The following is an 18,922-nucleotide window of genomic DNA, read 5'->3' as shown; positions in this document are numbered from 1 at the left end:
TTTATTTCTATTCGGTCTAGGCCTGCCAATTCTCTTGGTCATGCTTAAATTTCTCAAGCAAGGACAAGCCCTCAGGACTGACATACCCTTCTGCTTCAGCTAGAGTGATTAGCTCTGTATAGTTAGAAAGGGTCACCAATTTGACACCTGCTTCATCGAAGTTCTTTTCTGCCTTTGGCAGCTCATAGGTAAAGATAGCCGCTGCTCCAACCACATCCGCACCTTCACGTTTAGCGGCAGCGATAGCATCCAAGACCGAACCTCCAGTCGAGATTAAGTCCTCAATGACAACCATCTTCTGCCCAGGCGCTACGCGACCTTCGATTTGATTGCCTGCTCCGTGATCTTTTGGTTTGCTGCGGATATAGGCAAATGGCAGGTTCATCTTATCAGCGATAATGGCTCCGTGAGGAATACCTGCTGTCGCAGTTCCAGCAATGACTTCTACATCTGGAAATTCCGCCCGAATCTTTTCAACGAAACCATCCTCTATCAAGGTCCGAGTTTCTGGATAAGCCAAGGTCACACGGTTATCCGTATATATAGGTGACTTGATGCCCGACGCCCATGTAAAAGGCTCTTCCGGCTTCAAATACACAGCTTTGATTTTCAATAAATCACGCGCAATCTCTTTTGCTAAAGTCATTTTTTACTCCTTATAAATTTGAAATTTTATGATGCTATTAATTTTGACAAACGATTTAATTCGAATTCCTTGTTTTTGCTTAGCCTAGCTATTCCACTGCTTCTTGATCTCGTGATAAGCATCCCAAGGATTCTCAGCTTGGATAATTGGACGACCTACTACAATATAATCACTGCCGATTTGATGGGCTTCCTGCGGTGTCATGACCCGCTTTTGGTCGCCAATTTCTGATCCAGCTGGCCGAATACCCGGCGTCACACAGAGAAAGTCATTTGCAGTTGCTGCTTTTATCAGTTCGACTTCTTGAGCTGAGCAAACTACGCCATCTAAACCAGCTTCTTTAGCCTTCCGAGCGTAATTGACAACAGACTCCTGAACCGTGGTCTGGATGTTTTGGCAATCACGCATATCTTCCTCACTGGTCGAGGTCAGCTGGGTCACCGCAACCAACTTAGCCTTATCCCCCAAGACCTTCTTGGCTTCGCTCATCATCTCCACACCGCCTGCTGCATGGACCGTGACCATGTCAATACCAAAAGTACCTAAGACAGACATGGCTGAGCGGACCGTATTGGGAATGTCGTGCAGTTTCAGATCCAAGAAAATGCTGTGTCCAAGACCTTTCAGATAATGAACGATTTCTGGACCAATGGCATAGAAGAATTCCATGCCGATTTTGACATAGAGTTTTTCATCTTCCGGAAAATGCTCCAAGAAATCTTTGACATCGTCAAAAGATGGAAAGTCGAGGGCGATAATAGGCCGTTCTTCACGCATGAGGGGAAAATCTCCTTTTAAATTATTATCTTCAAAGAAGTCTGCTAGGCAATCCTATCTCAAAACCAACTGTAACGTTAGGCCCAAAGACATAGAAAAACCTTGCCCGAGAGCAAGGTTACACGAAAATGTGGCAGTAGTTGCCATTCAAACGTATGTACCTTAGTAGCCTCTCTGGACTTCTTTAAAGGTTATATTTAGTTCATTCTATAATTTCACAGCAGGATTGTCAAGTAAAAATGTAACTTTAAAGCAAATTCTCTCGAACTTCTTTTCGTAAGCTTTCAAGACTTTCGATACCGTATTTATCCATAACCTTTGGCAAGTCTTCAATGATGGTCGGGCAGGCATATGGATCTGTGAAATTGGCAGTTCCCACTCCAATGGCTGAAGCGCCTGCTATAAACATCTCCAGAGCAGCCTCCGCAGAATCAACTCCCCCCATACCAATGATAGGAAGTTTGCTTGCCTGCGCCACTTGACGGATCAGCTTGAGAGCTACCGGAAAGACAGCCGGACCAGACATGCCACCAGTGCCATTAGCTATAATAGGCTTGCGCGACTTCAAGTCAAATCGCATACCTACTAAGGTATTAATCATAGTAAAACCAGCAGCACCTGCGTCTTCAACAGCCTTAGCTACCTGAGTGATATCTGCCACACTTGGAGTTAGTTTGACATAGACAGGTACAGCAGAAGTCTCTACTGCTGCCTTGGTTGCTTCGAAAGCCAGCTCTGGAACTTGGCCAATCAAAAGGCCAGCATTTCCATGGTCAACATTAGGGCAGGAAATATTGAGCTCGATAGCCTTGACATTAGGAGCTTGGGAAATTTTACCAGCCACTGTGGCATATTCTTGATTGGAAAAGCCCGCTACATTAGCGATGATTGGAAGGTAGGGATAATGCTTTTGCAGCCAGGGCAGTTTTTCAGCTAGAACAACCTCAACACCTGGATTTTGCAGGCCAATGGCATTGAGCATACCAGCTGGCGTTTCTGCAACCCGCGGAGTGGGATTGCCAAAGCGGGGGTTCAAAGTCGTAGCCTTTATCATGATAGAACCCAGCAAGTCCAGGTCATAGTACTTGGCATATTCTTGACCGAAGCCAAAGCAGCCAGATGCTGGAATAATTGGATTTTTCAGGTCCAAGCCTGGCAAGGAAACTCTTAAACGTTGGTCACTCATTCTTTCACCTCCTAGACAATAACCGTGCCCGTCTCAAAGACCGGGCCGTCTTCACAAACTCGCTTATTGACTGACTCGCCCTGACCAGCAACATGAACTACGCAGGCATAGCAAGCGCCCATACCACAAGCCATACGAGACTCCATGGAGAGATAAGCATGCGGATGGTCCTGAAACTTACGATCGACATACTGGAGCATGGCTGGCGCTCCACAGGAATAGACAGCCGCATAGTCTTGGGACAACTCATCCACAACTGCTGATACATAGCCTTTGCGACCATAAGAACCATTATTCGTCGTAACAATGACTTCGGCGTATTTTTTCATTTCTGCTTCCAAAATGACAGCAGATTTGTCAGCAAATCCCAGTACAGCTGTCACTTGAGCTCCCTTGGCATGCAACTCTTTAGCAACCTCAAGCAGAGGAGGGACACCAATCCCACCACCGATAATCAAAGCGTGGTCACCTGCCCTTGCAGGGCTCAAATCAAAGCCATTGCCCTGAGGCCCCATAACATCAAGATAAGAACCAACAGGAAGTTGAGAAAAAATAGCCGTCCCGCCACCTTCTATCCGGTAGATGATGCGACAAATCAGATTATCTCGGTCAATTTCTGCGATTGAGATAGGCCGGCGCAAAAGCTTGCTGTCATCTGGTACCCGAATATGTAAAAACTGCCCAGCCTGCATCTGGCTGACCATTTTGCCCTTTAGGAGCATAGAAAAAATATTAGGCGCAATCTCTACTTGCTCAAGCAGCTCCATCTGCTCCAGCATAATCTTGCCAAATCTCTTTTTACAACTATCACTAACCATGACAACCTCACTTTCTACAAGAAAAAAACCTCGCCGCAGCAAGGTTTTGCAAAAACAAGGCAGCCAATTGCCTCTTATACCGTTTTTCTCACCTTGCAGCCTCACTGGACTTGATTAAAGGTTAAATTGTAAACATTATATCGTTAGAGACGAGGAATGTCAAGGCATAAAAATATCAGAATTTTCATGTCACTAATGAATCGAAGTATTACCAGCTCTTGTCAAATTCACTTCTTGCATCTGCAAGACAAAAGCTGCCATCCTCCTGTCTCTTGAAAATCAAAGACACCCTATCCGATTTTCGTTCAGCAGGTGGACGATGAATATTAAAATAATTCACCTGTAAAGATAATGGGCTATAATCTGTATCGCTTCCAGAAAAATTAATATCTGAAGGCAGTCCAAATCGCCCAACAACTTCTTGATATGTCATTCCACCTTTTCCATATTGACTATCACCTACTGTTAATGTATCCATATCTTCTGGCTTCCACTTAAAAACAAACTCATTTTTGGTAGCAGGTAGGTTATGAATGTCATCCAAGTAAACTGCCGTTTTGGTTATTAAATAGTACTTTTTTCCATTGGAATCGGGGTCATAAAAACCCAAACTGATTTCCTGAGGATGTCCTGATGAACCATATCTAGGAACATCTACAATTCTTGTCTTATAAGTTAGTGTCAATCCATTTTCGGTAAAACTTACATTTGAACCCTTACCATATTTCGTAATAACCTCTTCCAAAGTCGGATTATTTTTCCACCCCCCAACTTTTGCTATTTTGAGTTCTACAAAATTGTCTAATGTCCAATTAAAAACAAACTTTTTTTCATCTTCCTCAACAATTTTCTTTTTCAGTTCCTTTTGATCTTGATTTATTTCTGGCTCTTCATCATATTGCTGAGTAGTAGAGCTTTCTCTACTAACTGACGAGACCGTCTTATTATATTTGTACTTAAGGTTGGCTCTAGGAACCTTTTGAGAAAAATAATAGAAGCCAAAGAACAAAGCAAATGACAAGGTCAAACAAAGAAGAATAAAGGCCGAATTAATCCTTTTTTTCTCCTCCTGTATGGCCATCATGCTAAGTTCTTCTCTTTTTATCTTTTGTTGTTTATAAAGTTCTCTTTTGATATCTCTAAATGAATTGGCATCATGTTTTTTCTTGCTACTCCTTCTCAAGATTATCTCCTCTGTCTTTTTTATTTTAGTTTACTGGCTTTGTTTAGAAACCAAACGCCATGTTCCATCTTCTTGCTTATAAAATTCTAAATTAACAGTTTTCAATTCATCTGGAGATCTCCATCCCCTTGGATTGTTATAAGTAACCCGCATTTGAAGTTGTTTATCCTCTCCCAAAATCGTCTGATATAGAGGTAAGCCAACATTTGAAACGATCTCATTATAAGCCGTACCTTTGTCAGTACCTTCTCTAGCACCAATAACAAGACTATCAATATATTCTTGCGTCCATAAAAAGTCTCTATTAGGATTTTGATCCACCTTAATTTCATCACTTGCAAGGTTAGAATGGTACTTGGAAATGAGCTTATAAACACCATCAAATTCAGCAAATGTTAAAGAAACATAGCCAAGAGCACCATTCTTCTCTTTCCAAAAAAGACGAATATGCTTTTGAATTTCATTATTTGATGAAAAGTCAATCCATGAACCAACTTCAACAGGTTTTCCAAATTCTTTTAAAACATCTTCCAAGACGACTCCACCTTTATCTTTGTCCATGTGTAGAGAAACTGCCTTGTCAACCGTCCAAAGAAAGGGACCGCTTTTTTCTGGAGAAACGATAAGGCTTTCAGCGAATTTTTTTACTTCAGTCTCCTTATCCTCTAATTCTTTTGATGGTGAAATAATCTGACTTGACTGGCTCACCGGTTGCTTAGATTTAGCTTTTTCCGGTATGGAAAGCATTAAAAATATTGCTCCAACGATAGAAAAGCCAATAATGGCTAATAGAACGAATGGTAAGAACTTAGACTTGGATGTCTCCTTCTCTAACTCAAAAGCAATATCTTCAAAAGAATCTTCTTTTCTCTTCATAACTACTCCTTTTACAGTCTAAAAATCATCATATCACGAATAACTTGAAATTGCAAAATCTGCTTCATTATAAAAGAATGGATAAAATCTCTCTATAATTCCGAAAAGAATAAAGATTAAAAATGTCACTGTCTTCAATAGAATTTCTTTGGCTATCTATCCATTTAATAAATTCAATTATAAAACCATGCTAGCTTTCATTGATTTATCGGGAAAAAATCCCCAGTTTGTGATAAAATAGTCCTATGAGAATTCAACAGTTACATTATATTATCAAAATCGTCGAGACTGGTAGCATGAATGAGGCTGCCAAGCAACTTTTCATTACTCAGCCTAGTTTGTCCAATGCTGTGCGAGATTTGGAAAATGAAATGGGCATCGAGATTTTCATTCGCAATCCCAAAGGAATTACCTTGACCAAGGACGGCATGGAGTTTCTTTCTTATGCCCGGCAGGTAGTTGAGCAGACGCAGCTTCTAGAGGAGCGATACAAAAACCCTGTCGCCCACCGAGAGCTTTTCAGCGTTTCTGCTCAGCACTATGCCTTTGTGGTCAATGCCTTTGTCTCCCTGCTTAAAAAAAGCGATATGGAGAAATACGAGCTCTTTTTGCGGGAAACTCGGACTTGGGAGATCATTGACGATGTAAAAAACTTCCGCAGCGAAATCGGCGTCCTCTTTCTCAATAGCTACAACCGAGATGTCCTATCCAAGATGCTGGACGACAATCATCTGATTGCGACTCATCTCTTCACAGCGCAGCCCCATATCTTTGTCAGCAAGTCCAATCCGTTGGCCAAGAAAAAACTGGTTCAATTATCTGACTTAGAAAACTTCCCTTACCTCAGCTACGACCAGGGGACCCACAACTCCTTCTACTTTTCAGAGGAAATTCTTTCTCAGGAGCACCATAAAAAATCTATCGTCGTCAGCGACCGTGCGACCCTCTTTAACCTTTTGATTGGTTTAGACGGCTACACAATTGCAACCGGTATCCTCAACAGCAACCTCAACGGAGATAATATCGTGTCAATCCCACTGGACATTGATGATCCGATTGAACTGGTTTACATCCAGCACGAAAAAGCTAGCCTATCCAAAATGGGAGAACGCTTTATTGAGTATCTGATTGAGGAAGTACAATTTGATAAATAAACTGCAAAAAACACCTGAAAAAGCTATCTCAGGTGTTTTTTCTATTGTTTCAACTTCCCCAACACTTCTCCAATCTTGCCCTCAATCACTAAGTCTGCCTGGCTGTCTTGAGGGATGCTGGTCTTGTTGATGACAACCAGATGCTTACCTGCAAAGTACTGGATAAGGCTGGCTGCGGGATAGACGACTAAGGAAGTGCCGCCGATTATCAGCAGGTCTGCTTGCTGGATTGCTTGGGCAGCCTGCTGGAAAACTTCTATATCTAGAGGTTCTTCATAGAGAGTCACATCTGGCTTGACAATACCGCCACAGTCAAGGCAGCGAGGAATGGTACCGTGCAGAGCCAGAAAGCTGTCCAAATCATAGAATCGCTGACAATTCAGACAGTAATTTCTATCCGCACTGCCATGTAGCTTGAGAACCTTCTTTGAACCGGCCATTTCATGCAAACTATCGATATTTTGAGTCACTACAGCCTTGAGCTTGCCCGTCTTCTCCAAGTCTGCCAAGTAGACATGAGCAGCATTGGGCTTGGCATCCGGATAGAGCAGGTACTTCTTGTAAAAGTCAAAAAACTCCTGCGGATAGCGCTCAAACATAGTGTGAGAAACCAGCTGCTCCGCTGTAAAATGCCGTCCCAGCTTGACACTGTATATCCCATCTGAACTGCGGAAGTCCGGAATATTGGACTCCGTCGAAACACCCGCCCCACCGAAAAAGACGATATCCCGGCTTTGATCTATCAATTCTTGCAGCCTTGTAATTTTATCCATCCTGCTACTCCTTATAAGAGACTTTCTATGAGCTCATTCGCTCGGTCGAAGTAAAAAGGTTCCCTCTGGTAGACAATGCCTGTCTCCTGCGCCAAATCAACCAGAAGCTCCATAAAGTGCTGAGACGAAAAACCTGTCGTCCTGTGCAATTCTTCCTCATCGAAAGGCTTGATAAGATGTGCCAACGGATTGCGGACTGACTTTTCTAACTCTCTTAGCTGCTGTGCTGATTCTTTGACAGATTCAGGAAAATGCAACTGCAAAATCAGCTCCGTCAAACTAGAAGAATTGACCGTGCTTTCTGCATGAAAATTTTGCAGGTCAGGATTATCAGAATTTCGCATCTTTTCAAACTTCCAACGGTCGTAACTAGCCCCTCGCGAATTATGAATATAGCTCTCAATATCTGGTATTTGCATGCGAATCAGCCGCATAAAAATCCGATAAATAGCTGGACTAACAGCTCGGATAAAGTCAATCAGCTGCTCATTTCTCAACTTGGCTTCCAGATCATAAAGGTAATTGACCAGCTGCTCATCCGCTTCATCTTCATGGCAAAAAAGCTGAAAATCAGCTAGGTTAGACCCAGTGATTTCCAACTTTAGATTCATCATAGATTGGATGTTGAGCTCTCTTCGCTCCGCTAAAGCCTCAAGAAGAAGGACCAAGTCAGACTGGACACCGCTTCCTGCTCGCTCAGCTAGTTTATGGGCATAAGCATAGTCATAGCGGGAAATAGCAAAGAGAATGGCTTCTTTGACATCTACTTTCATGCTTCTGCAATCAAGGTTTCCAAACCAACCTTCATCATATCGGTGAAGGTATTTTGGCGTTCTTCTGCTGTCGTATCCTCTTCAGGATTGACCAAGCTGTCAGAAATGGTCATGATAGCAAGAGCGTCCACATGGTGCTGAGCTGCCAAGTAGTAAAGAGCAGCTGCTTCCATTTCCACAGCCTTAACGCCCCATTTACCAAGCTCGATGTTCTTTTCAAAGTAGTTTGAATAAAAGACATCAGACGACAAGACGTTTCCAACGTGCGTAGTCATACCAAGTTCTTTGGCGATATGGTAAGCCTTATCTAACAAATCAAAGCTAGCGATTTGTGGAAAATCATACTGTGGCCAGTCGTTGCGGATAATGTTGGAGTTGGTTGCAGCCGCCTGCGCCAAAACCAATTCACGGACATGAACATCCGCATTCAGTGATCCAGCAGTTCCCACACGTATCAGCTTTTTCACACCGTAGTCAACAATCAGCTCACGCGCATAGATTGAGATTGATGGCATTCCCATCCCTGTCCCCATAACAGAAACACGCTCGCCTTTATAAGTACCAGTGTAGCCGAACATATTGCGGACTTCATTGAAGCAAACAGCGCCTTCTAAAAAATTCTCCGCAATAAATTTCGCCCGAAGCGGATCCCCTGGAAGAAGAATTTTATCAGCAATTTCACCTGGCTTAGCAGAAATATGAATAGACATAGTTAAGATACCAAACCCGTCAAAAGCAAAGGGAAAATAGGAGATGGCCGCAGTGAGCGATGCTCGCAAGACCAACTATCTTTTTCCCACCGCTTTTAGGGTGGGTTCAATTCCTTTCTTTCTTATTTTTAATATTTCATAGAAAGACTAGCCCGAGTTCAATTCAAACTCAGACGCCCTTCCTTTCTGTATTTATTTGAAAGATAGTTTTTCGCTCGTGTTCAAATCTGAACACACTCTACCTTTCTTTAGTTTAATGATTTTATCAGCTAGATAGAAAGGCTGGCTCGGGTTTAATTACCAACCCAGACACTCCGCCTTTCAGTATTTTTTTACAATTCAGCAAGTGTTTCTTTAAGCAGTCGTTTGAAATCACCCTTGACACGTTCTGTTACTTCAACCACTTCCTCATGATTAAGCTCTTCTTGGAACCCAGCAGCAAAGTTTGTAATGCATGAAATTCCAAGGACTTTCAATCCAGAATGTGCTGCTACAATCACTTCAGGAACAGTAGACATGCCGACTGCATCCGCCCCAAGCGTCTTATAAGCGCGGATTTCTGCTGGTGTTTCATAAGTCGGTCCAGTTACACCGATATAGACACCCTCATCCAGCTTGATACCAAGCTTATCCGCAACTTTGTGAGCGACGGTACGGTATTCTGGAGTGTAAGATTTAGACATATCAGGGAAACGTGGACCAAATTCATCCAAGTTTTCACCAATCAAAGGATTTTGACCAGTCATATTGATGTGGTCAGTGATGGCCATCAGTGTACCAGGGCCATAGCCAATACCGCCAGCAGCATTGGTCACAATGACACCTGTCGCACCAAGAGCCTTCATCACACGCACTGGGAAGGTAACGATGTCTAAAGGATTTCCTTCATAGAAGTGGAAACGGCCTTGCAGCGCCAAGACTTTCCGTCCTGCCAAGTCTCCATAGACTAATTTCCCAGCGTGGCCAACAACAGTTGAGCGGCCCCAGTTTGGAATATCCGCATAGTCAAGACTAACGGAATTTTCGATTTCTTCAGCCAATTCTCCCAAACCAGATCCCAAAATCAGACCAAACTCAGGCTCTGTCATACCTTTTTCTTTCAAAAAAGCCGCTGTTGCTTTGATTTTTTCTGATAAGCTTGTCATAAAACATTTTCCTCACTCTCTTATAATGCTTATACCAATTTGTCCAAGAAGCTTTGACCAATCATCGCCTTGTCCACTCCAAAGTTTTCAGCAACGGTAGCTGAGATATCCGCAAAGCGTCCGACAGGAATATGACCATGACCGCTCAGCGATTTTCCGAAGATCAAAAGCGGGATGTACTCACGAGTGTGGTCAGTTCCGGCATAGGTCGGGTCATTACCATGGTCAGCAGTAATCATGAGCAAATCATCTTCACGCATGTTTTCAATGATTTCTGGGATGCGAGCATCAAACTCTTCCAAACAGTCACGGTAGCCATGTGGATCACGGCGGTGACCATAAAGAGCATCAAAGTCTACTAGGTTAGTAAATGAGAAACCTTCTTTGAAGTTTTCGTCTTTCAAGGCTTTGACCAAGGTATCTACACCATGATTGTTAGACTTATTGTGGCCCATATCATGATTGATTCCAGCGCCGTTGAAGATATCATTAATCTTACCAACAGAATAGGTAGCAATTCCAGCTTCATTGAGCTTATCAAGAACAGTTGGATTAAACGGAGACACTGCATAATCGTGACGGTTGGCTGTACGAGTGAAGTTGCCTGGCTCACCTACATAAGGACGAGCGATGATACGTCCTAGAAGCGCAGGGCGTTCCAAGGTAATAGAGCGGGCGAATTTACAGATACGATAGAGCTCTTCCAAAGGAATCACTTCTTCGTGTGCTGCAATTTGCAATACTGGGTCAGCAGAGGTATAGATAATCAGCTCGCCTGTTTCCATCTGACGAGGACCAAAGTCATCAATAACTGCTGTACCAGAGTAAGGCTTGTTAGCCTCACGAATGACCTTGCGACCAGAAAACTCTTCAATCTGAGTCAGGATTTCTTCTGGGAAGCCATTCCAGAAAGTATCAAAAGGCTCAGTAATATTGAGACCCATGATTTCCCAGTGTCCTGTCATCGTGTCTTTTCCGAGTGATACTTCTTCCAGCTTGGTATAGTAACCACTAGGATTTTCTTCTTGAGGAACTGTCTTCAAAGGAACAGGACGCTCGATATTTCCTAGACCGATTTTAGCCATATTTGGCACATTCAGCCCTACCGTTTTGGAAATATGTCCCAGAGTATCTGAAGCACCATCTGGTACCCCTGCATTGACAAAATTATTAGCATCTGGTGCAGCACCGATACCAACTGAGTCCATGACTACCAAGTGAATACGATTAAATTTTGGCATAAAACACCTCTTTCTATTTATTGGCCTCTAAAACTTGAAGACCCGATTTTCCAGCAACAATGACCTTGTCTACCATTTGATTAAACAGTCCATGCTCCACTACGCCCACTACATGATCTAGTTCTTGCGCAAACTCGACTGGATTTTCAATCACACCTAAATCTAAGTCGATAATGAAATTCTGCATGTCTGTAACAAAACGCTGACCGTCCTTCTGACGAAAGGCTGGGTTATAGCCCGCACGTTCAAAGCGACGAAAGAGCTGCTCAGCACCGTACTGAACAACTTCTACTGGTAGCTTGAAGGCACCTAGCTTCTCTACCATCTTGCTTTCATCGACTACCCAGATATAGTGCTTGGTAGGCACCGCTACGACTTTCTCCATGAGAAGTGCGCCACCACCGCCCTTGATACCGTTAAAAGTGGCGTCAACCTCATCAGCACCATCAACTGTCACATCAACAAAGTCAACTTCATCAATGGATTTGAGCGGAATACCTAAACCTTCCGCCTGTTTGCTAGTGACACTGGAAGTCGTCACAGCTGTAATCTGTAGTCCTTCTTCTTTTATACGACGGCCAATTTCTTCGACAAAATAATAAGCGGTCGAACCCGTCCCGAGACCAACTATCATCCCGCTTTGGACAAATTCAGCAGCCTTGATTCCTGCCAGTTTCTTTAGATTTTCCATAGCACCTCCTCAAATCACACTACTTTTATTATATCATGATTCTCACTAACATGAAAGTGTTTTCTTTACCAGACTTAAAATTCATTTACTCTGCTTGATAATCGAAAGCCTTGCTCCTCCTTGATTTTTGCGTTACAATTAGATTAATTGATTTTAAAACACAAGGAAAAATACAGTATGATTACCAGAGAATTTGATACAATCGCTGCGATTTCTACACCTCTTGGCGAAGGAGCCATCGGTATCGTCAGACTAAGCGGGACTGACAGCTTTGCTATTGCCCAAAAGATCTTCAAAGGGAAAAATCTAAGCAAAGTAGAAAGTCACACACTCAACTATGGCCATATCGTTGACCCTCAAAATCAGGAAATTTTGGACGAGGTCATGGTTGGTGCTATGCGCTCTCCCAAGACCTTCACGCGCGAGGATATCATTGAGATTAACACCCACGGCGGGATTGCGGTCACGAATGAAATCCTGCAGTTGGCTATCCGCGAGGGCGCTAGAATGGCTGAACCTGGTGAGTTTACCAAGCGGGCCTTTCTCAATGGGCGCGTGGATTTGACTCAGGCTGAGGCTGTCATGGACATCATCCGCGCCAAAACTGATAAAGCTATGAATAACGCTGTCAAGCAGCTAGATGGCTCCCTCTCCAACCTTATCAACAATACTCGTCAGGAAATCCTCAACACACTGGCTCAGGTCGAGGTCAATATTGACTATCCTGAATACGATGACGTGGAAGAGATGACGACCCAGCTTATGCGAGAAAAAACAGCTGAATTCGAGACTCTGCTGAGTAATCTCCTCAATACTGCACGACGAGGTAAGATTTTACGCGAAGGTATTTCCACTGCTATCATCGGCCGGCCTAATGTTGGCAAGTCCAGCCTGCTCAACAATCTCCTGCGCGAGGACAAGGCCATTGTGACTGATATTGAGGGGACGACCCGTGATGTGATCGAGGAGTATGTCAATATCAAGGGCGTGCCGCTCAAGCTCATCGATACTGCAGGAATTCGAGAAACCGATGACCTTGTAGAACAGATTGGAGTTGAGCGCTCTAAAAAAGCCCTGCATGAAGCCGACTTGGTCCTCTTAGTTCTCAATGCCAGCGAGCCTCTGACAGACCAAGACAGACAATTGCTGGAAATCAGCCAGGACAGTAATCGCATCGTCCTGCTTAACAAGACTGACCTTGAAGAAAAGATTGAGCTGGACCTGCTGCCAACTGATGTCATCAAGATTTCTGTCCTTCACAATCAAAATATCGATAAAATTGAAGAACGCATCAATCAACTCTTCTTTGAAAATGCTGGTATCGTTGAACAAGACGCCACCTACCTGTCCAACGCCCGCCATATCTCCTTGATTGAAAAAGCCCTAGAAAGTCTGCAAGCCGTCAACCAAGGCTTGGAAATGGGTATGCCGGTAGATCTTCTCCAAGTCGATATGACCCGCACCTGGGAAATCCTCGGCGAAATCACTGGTGACGCCGCACCAGACGAGCTTATCACCCAACTCTTCAGCCAATTTTGCTTGGGGAAATAGAGAAACGATAAATACCTGTCATTTCCAAACTTATACTTGAACTACTGTTCCTCATTCCATCAAGTTCCATTGCACTCTAATTAAAACTATTGCTAAGATCTTCAAATTCATATAAAATGATTCTATCATATCAAAAAGGAGATTCTCCATGAAAAAAACCTTTCAAGTATTCTTACTAGCAGCTAGTCTATTAAGTTTGGCTGCTTGTGCCCAATCTCAATCAAAGAAGCCAGCTCAATCGAGTGATAAGACTAAAACTTCCAGAAAATCATCCTCTAGCAGTAAGGTCAGTTCTAAATCATCTAGTAAATCTGATAGCTCTTCCTCATCCAGTTCATCTTCTGACTCCAGCAGCATTCCAAGCACTAACAGCAGCTCAAGCTCTACTATAGTAGATGGCAAGGAAGTTTCTATTACTTCCGAAGGTGCTTTTATCACTTTTCCTGAAATCGGTAAAGTCGTGAAGAAAGATGATGGCTATCTATTCGCTTCGCAAGGCCTTTGGGTAATGATTAGAACCGATGGACAATATATGTCTATCACATCAGAGGGTAGAAATATCAATAGCATTGATGTTGATCCTGGTCCAGTTAATGACGTCTATGCAAAATTTGGAGTTTCTGGAACTGCTGATATTGACGCGATTATAGAAAAAGCCAAATCATCAAACAACTAGAGTAAAAATAAAGCATACCTAACCAATTTTGCTTTGGGAAATAGAGAACAAGAGACCTAAAATTTAGGTCTCTTTTCAAATGCAATGTTTCATTCTTTAAAGTCATTAATTATCGTTTTAAATAAAAAAGAGTATTATAACTCTCAATCTAAAACAGACCTTACCATCTTAGCCAGCCCCAAAGGATTGTCTCCATAGATATTGTGTCCACAATCTTTAACCTCTGCCAGCTGAACATAAGCAGGCAATCCTTGTAAAGCCTGAACTTTCCAACTCGGATCCGATTCGGTTTTCTGAGGAATAAATAAATGGATTTGGCGGTCGCTAAGTTTAGATAAACGTCCGTACATAAGTCCTCTCAGCGTCAGCAAGTTCTTCACAATTTGCTGAGAAATTTCCAACTTCCATACCTGAGCCTTTTTATTAAAGACAAGATTGACTTTGACAGCTTTAGAACAATTCTCTGACCAATGTTTTGCCTCGTCTCGCTCCAAAGAAACAGCTTCCTCAATACTGCTATAGGAAGTTTTCTCCAAATAGGCAAGAGCATCTGCTATCTCTTCTTCCAGATTACATATTTTGTCTAGGTTTAAGTAGCCACCATCCAGCAGAATTAATTTCTTAACAGAAGGAAAGACAGAAGCTAGATAGACCGCGAAATCAGCACCTAGAGAATGTGCAATCAGAGTCATTTCTTGAGTCAAATCAACTTGCAGAGCAAACCACTCTTCCAAGTCTGCTTCTTGGCGAATTTCTTGACAATATAAATCCAGATATACAATAGGGAGCTCTAGAGCTGTTAAAAAGTCTTGTGGGTAATAAACATTGCATCCCAGACCACCAATAAAGTAATAAGCCATCTCTTTTCCTCCTGAGAGTATTGAAAAAAGCCTTAGTCAGGCTTTTAGAATGTCCCCTGCCGGAATCGAACCAGCAACTACTCCTTAGGAGGGAGTTGTTATATCCATTGAACTAAGGGGACTTAGAGAAAAACTCTGCCCAACGACAGAGTCTTTCTAAGATTAACGGCGAATTTCTTTGATACGCGCTGCCTTACCTTGCAATGCACGAAGGTAGTACAATTTAGCACGACGGACTTTACCGTAACGAACGACTTCAATCTTGTCAACACGTGGAGTGTGGATTGGGAAAGTACGTTCAACACCGATACCGTTAGAGATTTTACGAACGGTGTAAGTTTCTGAGATACCCGCACCTTTACGAGCGATAACCACACCTTCAAAGATCTGGATACGTTCGCGAGTTCCTTCGACAACTTTTGCGTGAACGCGGACAGTGTCACCAGGACGGAATGCAGGGATGTCAGTACGAAGTTGACCTTCAGTCAAGCTTTGGATTAATGGATTCATTTTTTCTACTCCTATCTTACTAATCTTAAGGTTCATGACCGCAGCGGATTAGCCGTTTTTTGTGCTTCCATTAGGCACAAACTATATTATATCAAAATTTCTAAAAATGTAAAGATGTTTAAATGAAAATTCCCAAAAGAATGGCTAAAAATCCAAGAATATAGGTCAAAGCCAAGTAGAGAACAAATTTCTTTCGCTCCGAAAAGAGATCTGCCAGCTCATCATTCAAGGTGGAAAAGGTCGTCAGACCACCACAGAAGCCTGTTGCCAAAATCACATAAAGCTGCTTGTCTTCTATATGATTATAAAAATAACCAATGAGAAAAGCACCTAGCAAGTTTGCCAATAAAGTCCCAAGCGGCAGAGATGTTCTGCTATTGACCTTGGAGAAAACATAACGCAAAAGAGCGCCAGCGCCGCAGCAGATTAACATCGCCCACATCATGGCTTCACCTGCTTTCCAGCCCATAGAGCGATTGCAAGGCCACCACCTACACTTAAGACTAGATAGATAAGAAGCTCCATATAGCGTCCTGAATCTGCTAGTTTGATACTGTCTAGCAGAAGACCAGAAAAAGTCGTCAAACCTCCGCAAAAACCGGTCGAAAGCGCTAGAATTAGGCGCTGAGACTTAACTTTACTGCTAAGATACCCCTTGATAATATAGACTAGCAAAAAAGTTCCCAAATAATTGACCAATAAGGTAGCCAGCGGAAATGAATCAGCAAAAACTGATAAGAGCGCTACTTGGTAACGTAGCCAACCGCCTGCCATTGCAGATAAAGCCACAGCTATCGAGTTCTGTACTTCTTTCATTAGATATTTTTATTCTGAAATTCACGTGAACGTTTTAAAATGTCAGAAAAAGTCGCAATAACAGTTTCCTTGTAGTCTTTGTTTTCAACCTTATCCGCAACTCTGGCAAAAATCACATCTTCTCTCTTGCTATCCAAGACTGCTGTGCCCGTTAATTTTTTTAAAGCCACGACTTGGCCAACCAGATTCATGCGTTGCTCTAGTAAGGCAACAATCGCATCATCCACTTGATCAATTTCCTGTCTGATTTCTTCTAACGTCATCTACTTCCTCCTTGTATTCTATCTATCATAACAAAAAATAGTAAAATTTTCTAGTTCAATTCTAAATAAAAAGGTCTCAAGGACCTCGGATTAAGGAGGAATTGCAAAGGCGAGCCCCTATCTACAGATTAAAAAGGTTCCCCAAACCTTATTAAAGAGCACTCGCTTAACCGAGTGATTATCCGCAACCTAAAACAGTCCCCCGGGCCTTATTAAAGGGAACTCTCTTTCGCGAGTTCTCATCAGCAGATTAAAAAGGTCCACTGGACCTTTTTAACCAACCGATCCTTCCATACTCATGTTGATGAGTTGGTTGAGTTCGACGGCGTATTCCATTGGAAGTTCTTTGGTAATAGGTTCCATAAATCCATTGATAATCATAGCTGTGGCTTCTTCTTCGCTGATTCCTCGGCTCATCAGATAATAGAGCTGGTCCTCAGATACTTTGGAAACCTTGGCTTCATGCTCTAGCGCAACATTGGAATTATGGATTTCATTAAAAGGAATGGTGTCAGAACTGGACTCACCATCCATCAGAATGGTATCACACTCGATATGAGATTTGGAGCCTGCACTATTCTTGCCAAAGCGGACCTGACCACGATAGTCTGTCTTTCCACCATCCTTAGCCACTGATTTAGAAATTAAGGTACTGGAAGTCTTGGGTGCATTATGAAATACCTTACAACCCGCATCCAAGTGCTGGCCATAATTTGCAAATGACATAGAGAGGACAGAAGTCCTTGCATTGCGGCCATTAAGAATGCTACAAGGATATTTCATATTGACCTTACTGCCTAAGTTCCCATCAATCCACTCTAAGGTGCCACCCTCCTCAACAATCCCCCGCTCGGTTACGAGGTTATAGACATTGTCCGACCAGTTTTGAATGGTTGTATAGCGGAAAAAGGCATCCTTTTTGACAATGATTTCGACATTTGCCGCATGAAGACTATTGCTTGTGTAAGTCGGTGCTGTACAGCCCTCGATATACTGGATAGAGCCACCCTCCTCGATAATCATCAAGGAGCGCTCAAACTGGCCGGCATTTTCACCATTGATTCGAAAATAGGTCTGAACAGGAACTTGACACTGAACGTTCTTTGGCACATAGATAAAGGTGCCGCCGGACCAAACTGCACTATTAAGCGCAGAAAATTTATGCTCAGCATTTGAAATCACAGTACCAAAATACTGCTTGACCAAGTCCGGATATTCCTGAACAGCCGTATCCGTGTCAGTGAAGATAATCCCCAGCTTGGCAAACTCTTCCTTCATATTGTGGTAAACCACTTCAGATTCATACTGAGCCACAGCTCCAGATAGAAAGCTCTTCTCGGCTTCTGGAATTCCCAAGCGGTCAAAGGTTTTCTTAATCTCTTCTGGGACTTCATCCCAACTGCGAGCCCGATCTCCGCTTAGCTTCTGATAGTAGATAACATCATCAAAGCGAATCCCTGACAAATCAGGGCCAAAGTCGGGCATAGGCAGCTTATGAAAGAGTTCCAAGGATCGCAGACGATAGTCCAGCATCCACTGGGGCTCATTCTTGATTTCTGAAATTTCTCGAACCACTTCTTCTGTCAGGCCTTTACCAGTCGAAAAGAGCGGCTTGACATCGTCATGAAAGCCAAAGGCATAGTCGCGTTCTTTCATAGGGACTCCTCCTTTATCTGATGGATAGCGCTTACTTACATTATACTCCTAATCATGAGAATTGTCAGAAAATAACACTTTCGCACAAAAAAAACGGCCGCAGCCGTTTCCTCTATTTATCACTTTAAACTTTACTAACCAAGCCTTCTGCAAAAGCTTCTAAGCGCGCAATATCATCATCTTCTGCAGATAGGTCTACTTTAACGCTTTCTGCACCCTTCACCGCTCCTGTAGCAGCAAAGACAGAATCAAAGTCATCGACAGCCTTGCAGAATTCGTCATAGAAAGTATCGCCCGACCCGACCACTCCGTAGACCTTGTCAGACAAATCCAAACCAGACAAGTCTTCGTAGAAGTCCATCATCTCATCAGGCAGCTCACCATCACCATAGGTATAGGTCGCCACAATCGCAATATCTGCTTCCAAGAAATCTTCTGCATCGACAGTGGTGCACTCGTCCACTTCAACTTCTACATCCAGGTCTCTTAGCTTATCCGCCACAATATCAGCAATTTCCTCGGTGTTTCCAGTCATGCTGGCAAATACAATTTTCGCTAAGGTCATAGTTTCCTCCAAATTCTAATCTGCTCTCATTATATCATATCTTTTTTATTTT

At 42.9% G+C, this 18,922-nt stretch carries 22 protein-coding genes and 1 tRNA gene; 3 read left to right on the top strand and 20 right to left on the bottom strand.

From position 1 onward, the window contains the following. Nucleotides 1-16: 16 nt before the first annotated feature. From pyrE to HMPREF1150_RS01855, 6 genes are all read right to left on the bottom strand, one after another. Nucleotides 17-646, bottom strand: a complete 630-nt coding sequence (pyrE, locus tag HMPREF1150_RS01830) for an orotate phosphoribosyltransferase (RefSeq protein ID WP_009660524.1) — start codon at nucleotides 644-646, stop codon at nucleotides 17-19. A gap of 84 nt (nucleotides 647-730) precedes the next feature. Further along, nucleotides 731-1,423: an orotidine-5'-phosphate decarboxylase gene (gene pyrF / locus HMPREF1150_RS01835; protein ID WP_002930580.1), complete on the bottom strand. Its 693-nt coding sequence runs from the start codon at nucleotides 1,421-1,423 to the stop codon at nucleotides 731-733. Between the two features lie 247 nt (nucleotides 1,424-1,670). After that, the gene (locus tag HMPREF1150_RS01840; protein WP_009660384.1) at nucleotides 1,671-2,609 is read right to left on the bottom strand and encodes a dihydroorotate dehydrogenase; all 939 of its coding nucleotides are present in this window, start codon (nucleotides 2,607-2,609) and stop codon (nucleotides 1,671-1,673) included. 11 nt (nucleotides 2,610-2,620) lie between these two features. Continuing rightward, nucleotides 2,621-3,532 (bottom strand): dihydroorotate dehydrogenase electron transfer subunit, encoded by a 912-nt coding sequence (locus HMPREF1150_RS01845; protein ID WP_198002706.1) that lies wholly within the window; start codon nucleotides 3,530-3,532, stop codon nucleotides 2,621-2,623. Nucleotides 3,533-3,635: 103 nt separating this feature from the next. Next, entirely contained in the window at nucleotides 3,636-4,610 is a 975-nt protein-coding gene (locus tag HMPREF1150_RS01850) for a hypothetical protein (RefSeq protein ID WP_009660428.1), read from the bottom strand. A 30-nt stretch (nucleotides 4,611-4,640) separates the two neighbouring features. Continuing rightward, nucleotides 4,641-5,486, bottom strand: a complete 846-nt coding sequence (locus tag HMPREF1150_RS01855; protein ID WP_009660347.1) for a hypothetical protein — start codon at nucleotides 5,484-5,486, stop codon at nucleotides 4,641-4,643. Nucleotides 5,487-5,731: 245 nt separating this feature from the next. Here HMPREF1150_RS01855 and HMPREF1150_RS01860 point away from each other — a divergent pair, with 245 nt between their 5' ends. Continuing rightward, complete coding sequence (locus HMPREF1150_RS01860; protein WP_002895403.1) at nucleotides 5,732-6,640, top strand: LysR family transcriptional regulator; 909 nt, start codon at nucleotides 5,732-5,734, stop codon at nucleotides 6,638-6,640. 41 nt (nucleotides 6,641-6,681) lie between these two features. On the opposite strand, the gene HMPREF1150_RS01865 is transcribed toward HMPREF1150_RS01860, so the two are convergent. The 6 genes from HMPREF1150_RS01865 to rpiA all read right to left on the bottom strand — a co-directional run bounded on the left by HMPREF1150_RS01865 (nucleotide 6,682) and on the right by rpiA (nucleotide 11,973). Continuing rightward, on the bottom strand, nucleotides 6,682-7,413 hold the full coding sequence (locus tag HMPREF1150_RS01865) for an NAD-dependent protein deacylase (protein ID WP_009660289.1): 732 nt from the start codon (nucleotides 7,411-7,413) through the stop codon (nucleotides 6,682-6,684). An 11-nt stretch (nucleotides 7,414-7,424) separates the two neighbouring features. Continuing rightward, nucleotides 7,425-8,186 carry a hypothetical protein gene (locus tag HMPREF1150_RS01870; protein ID WP_009660348.1) on the bottom strand — a complete coding sequence of 254 codons (762 nt, stop codon included), beginning with the start codon at nucleotides 8,184-8,186 and terminating at the stop codon, nucleotides 7,425-7,427. Beyond that, complete coding sequence (gene deoD / locus HMPREF1150_RS01875) at nucleotides 8,183-8,896, bottom strand: purine-nucleoside phosphorylase (protein WP_032905788.1); 714 nt, start codon at nucleotides 8,894-8,896, stop codon at nucleotides 8,183-8,185. Before deoD ends, HMPREF1150_RS01870 begins: the two co-directional genes overlap by 4 nt. Nucleotides 8,897-9,228: 332 nt before the next feature. After that, nucleotides 9,229-10,041, bottom strand: a complete 813-nt coding sequence (locus HMPREF1150_RS01880) for a purine-nucleoside phosphorylase (protein ID WP_009660298.1) — start codon at nucleotides 10,039-10,041, stop codon at nucleotides 9,229-9,231. A 29-nt stretch (nucleotides 10,042-10,070) separates the two neighbouring features. Further along, nucleotides 10,071-11,282, bottom strand: a complete 1,212-nt coding sequence (locus tag HMPREF1150_RS01885) for a phosphopentomutase (RefSeq protein ID WP_009660502.1) — start codon at nucleotides 11,280-11,282, stop codon at nucleotides 10,071-10,073. Between the two features lie 13 nt (nucleotides 11,283-11,295). After that, nucleotides 11,296-11,973: a ribose-5-phosphate isomerase RpiA gene (rpiA, locus tag HMPREF1150_RS01890; RefSeq protein WP_009660444.1), complete on the bottom strand. Its 678-nt coding sequence runs from the start codon at nucleotides 11,971-11,973 to the stop codon at nucleotides 11,296-11,298. Between the two features lie 177 nt (nucleotides 11,974-12,150). Between rpiA and mnmE the strand changes: the two genes are divergently transcribed. Both mnmE and HMPREF1150_RS01900 read left to right on the top strand, forming a co-directional pair. Further along, entirely contained in the window at nucleotides 12,151-13,524 is a 1,374-nt protein-coding gene (mnmE, locus tag HMPREF1150_RS01895; protein WP_009660380.1) for a tRNA uridine-5-carboxymethylaminomethyl(34) synthesis GTPase MnmE, read from the top strand. A gap of 148 nt (nucleotides 13,525-13,672) precedes the next feature. Next, on the top strand, nucleotides 13,673-14,200 hold the full coding sequence (locus tag HMPREF1150_RS01900) for a hypothetical protein (protein WP_009660273.1): 528 nt from the start codon (nucleotides 13,673-13,675) through the stop codon (nucleotides 14,198-14,200). A gap of 143 nt (nucleotides 14,201-14,343) precedes the next feature. On the opposite strand, the gene HMPREF1150_RS01905 is transcribed toward HMPREF1150_RS01900, so the two are convergent. The 8 genes from HMPREF1150_RS01905 to HMPREF1150_RS01940 form a co-directional block, all read right to left on the bottom strand. After that, the gene (locus HMPREF1150_RS01905) at nucleotides 14,344-15,060 is read right to left on the bottom strand and encodes an alpha/beta hydrolase (protein WP_009660404.1); all 717 of its coding nucleotides are present in this window, start codon (nucleotides 15,058-15,060) and stop codon (nucleotides 14,344-14,346) included. Nucleotides 15,061-15,110: 50 nt separating this feature from the next. Beyond that, a tRNA-Arg gene (locus HMPREF1150_RS01910) sits at nucleotides 15,111-15,182 on the bottom strand. Between the two features lie 40 nt (nucleotides 15,183-15,222). After that, complete coding sequence (gene rplS, locus HMPREF1150_RS01915) at nucleotides 15,223-15,570, bottom strand: 50S ribosomal protein L19 (RefSeq protein ID WP_009660455.1); 348 nt, start codon at nucleotides 15,568-15,570, stop codon at nucleotides 15,223-15,225. A 118-nt stretch (nucleotides 15,571-15,688) separates the two neighbouring features. Next, entirely contained in the window at nucleotides 15,689-16,015 is a 327-nt protein-coding gene (gene crcB / locus HMPREF1150_RS01920) for a fluoride efflux transporter CrcB (RefSeq protein ID WP_009660274.1), read from the bottom strand. Continuing rightward, on the bottom strand, nucleotides 16,012-16,386 hold the full coding sequence (gene crcB / locus HMPREF1150_RS01925) for a fluoride efflux transporter CrcB (RefSeq protein WP_009660343.1): 375 nt from the start codon (nucleotides 16,384-16,386) through the stop codon (nucleotides 16,012-16,014). Before crcB (HMPREF1150_RS01925) ends, crcB (HMPREF1150_RS01920) begins: the two co-directional genes overlap by 4 nt. Then, nucleotides 16,386-16,649 (bottom strand): chorismate mutase, encoded by a 264-nt coding sequence (locus tag HMPREF1150_RS01930; RefSeq protein WP_002933578.1) that lies wholly within the window; start codon nucleotides 16,647-16,649, stop codon nucleotides 16,386-16,388. Before HMPREF1150_RS01930 ends, crcB (HMPREF1150_RS01925) begins: the two co-directional genes overlap by 1 nt. A gap of 273 nt (nucleotides 16,650-16,922) precedes the next feature. After that, complete coding sequence (gene sufB, locus HMPREF1150_RS01935; protein WP_009660429.1) at nucleotides 16,923-18,305, bottom strand: Fe-S cluster assembly protein SufB; 1,383 nt, start codon at nucleotides 18,303-18,305, stop codon at nucleotides 16,923-16,925. 124 nt (nucleotides 18,306-18,429) lie between these two features. Beyond that, a complete protein-coding gene (locus tag HMPREF1150_RS01940; protein ID WP_009660326.1) occupies nucleotides 18,430-18,870 on the bottom strand; it encodes a flavodoxin in 441 nt (146 codons plus the stop codon). Nucleotides 18,871-18,922 lie beyond the last annotated feature (52 nt).

It is taken from the genome of Streptococcus sp. AS14, from assembly GCF_000286495.1.
GTDB classification, from domain to species: domain Bacteria; phylum Bacillota; class Bacilli; order Lactobacillales; family Streptococcaceae; genus Streptococcus; species Streptococcus sanguinis_P.
This window is presented reverse-complemented; position numbering and strand designations above follow the sequence as displayed.

Coding starts and splice junctions, on each gene's coding strand:
- HMPREF1150_RS01940 (WP_009660326.1), bottom strand. CDS start 18,870: ATGACCTTAGCGAAAATTGTATTTGCCAGCATGACTGGAAACACCGAG.
- HMPREF1150_RS01855 (WP_009660347.1), bottom strand. CDS start 5,486: ATGAAGAGAAAAGAAGATTCTTTTGAAGATATTGCTTTTGAGTTAGAG.
- HMPREF1150_RS01865 (WP_009660289.1), bottom strand. CDS start 7,413: ATGGATAAAATTACAAGGCTGCAAGAATTGATAGATCAAAGCCGGGAT.
- HMPREF1150_RS01885 (WP_009660502.1), bottom strand. CDS start 11,282: ATGCCAAAATTTAATCGTATTCACTTGGTAGTCATGGACTCAGTTGGT.
- HMPREF1150_RS01930 (WP_002933578.1), bottom strand. CDS start 16,649: ATGACGTTAGAAGAAATCAGACAGGAAATTGATCAAGTGGATGATGCG.
- HMPREF1150_RS01900 (WP_009660273.1), top strand. CDS start 13,673: ATGAAAAAAACCTTTCAAGTATTCTTACTAGCAGCTAGTCTATTAAGT.
- rplS (WP_009660455.1), bottom strand. CDS start 15,570: ATGAATCCATTAATCCAAAGCTTGACTGAAGGTCAACTTCGTACTGAC.
- deoD (WP_032905788.1), bottom strand. CDS start 8,896: ATGTCTATTCATATTTCTGCTAAGCCAGGTGAAATTGCTGATAAAATT.
- HMPREF1150_RS01880 (WP_009660298.1), bottom strand. CDS start 10,041: ATGACAAGCTTATCAGAAAAAATCAAAGCAACAGCGGCTTTTTTGAAA.
- pyrE (WP_009660524.1), bottom strand. CDS start 646: ATGACTTTAGCAAAAGAGATTGCGCGTGATTTATTGAAAATCAAAGCT.
- sufB (WP_009660429.1), bottom strand. CDS start 18,305: ATGAAAGAACGCGACTATGCCTTTGGCTTTCATGACGATGTCAAGCCG.
- HMPREF1150_RS01905 (WP_009660404.1), bottom strand. CDS start 15,060: ATGGCTTATTACTTTATTGGTGGTCTGGGATGCAATGTTTATTACCCA.
- HMPREF1150_RS01840 (WP_009660384.1), bottom strand. CDS start 2,609: ATGAGTGACCAACGTTTAAGAGTTTCCTTGCCAGGCTTGGACCTGAAA.
- mnmE (WP_009660380.1), top strand. CDS start 12,151: ATGATTACCAGAGAATTTGATACAATCGCTGCGATTTCTACACCTCTT.
- pyrF (WP_002930580.1), bottom strand. CDS start 1,423: ATGCGTGAAGAACGGCCTATTATCGCCCTCGACTTTCCATCTTTTGAC.
- crcB (WP_009660274.1), bottom strand. CDS start 16,015: ATGATGTGGGCGATGTTAATCTGCTGCGGCGCTGGCGCTCTTTTGCGT.
- HMPREF1150_RS01870 (WP_009660348.1), bottom strand. CDS start 8,186: ATGAAAGTAGATGTCAAAGAAGCCATTCTCTTTGCTATTTCCCGCTAT.
- crcB (WP_009660343.1), bottom strand. CDS start 16,386: ATGAAAGAAGTACAGAACTCGATAGCTGTGGCTTTATCTGCAATGGCA.
- rpiA (WP_009660444.1), bottom strand. CDS start 11,973: ATGGAAAATCTAAAGAAACTGGCAGGAATCAAGGCTGCTGAATTTGTC.
- HMPREF1150_RS01860 (WP_002895403.1), top strand. CDS start 5,732: ATGAGAATTCAACAGTTACATTATATTATCAAAATCGTCGAGACTGGT.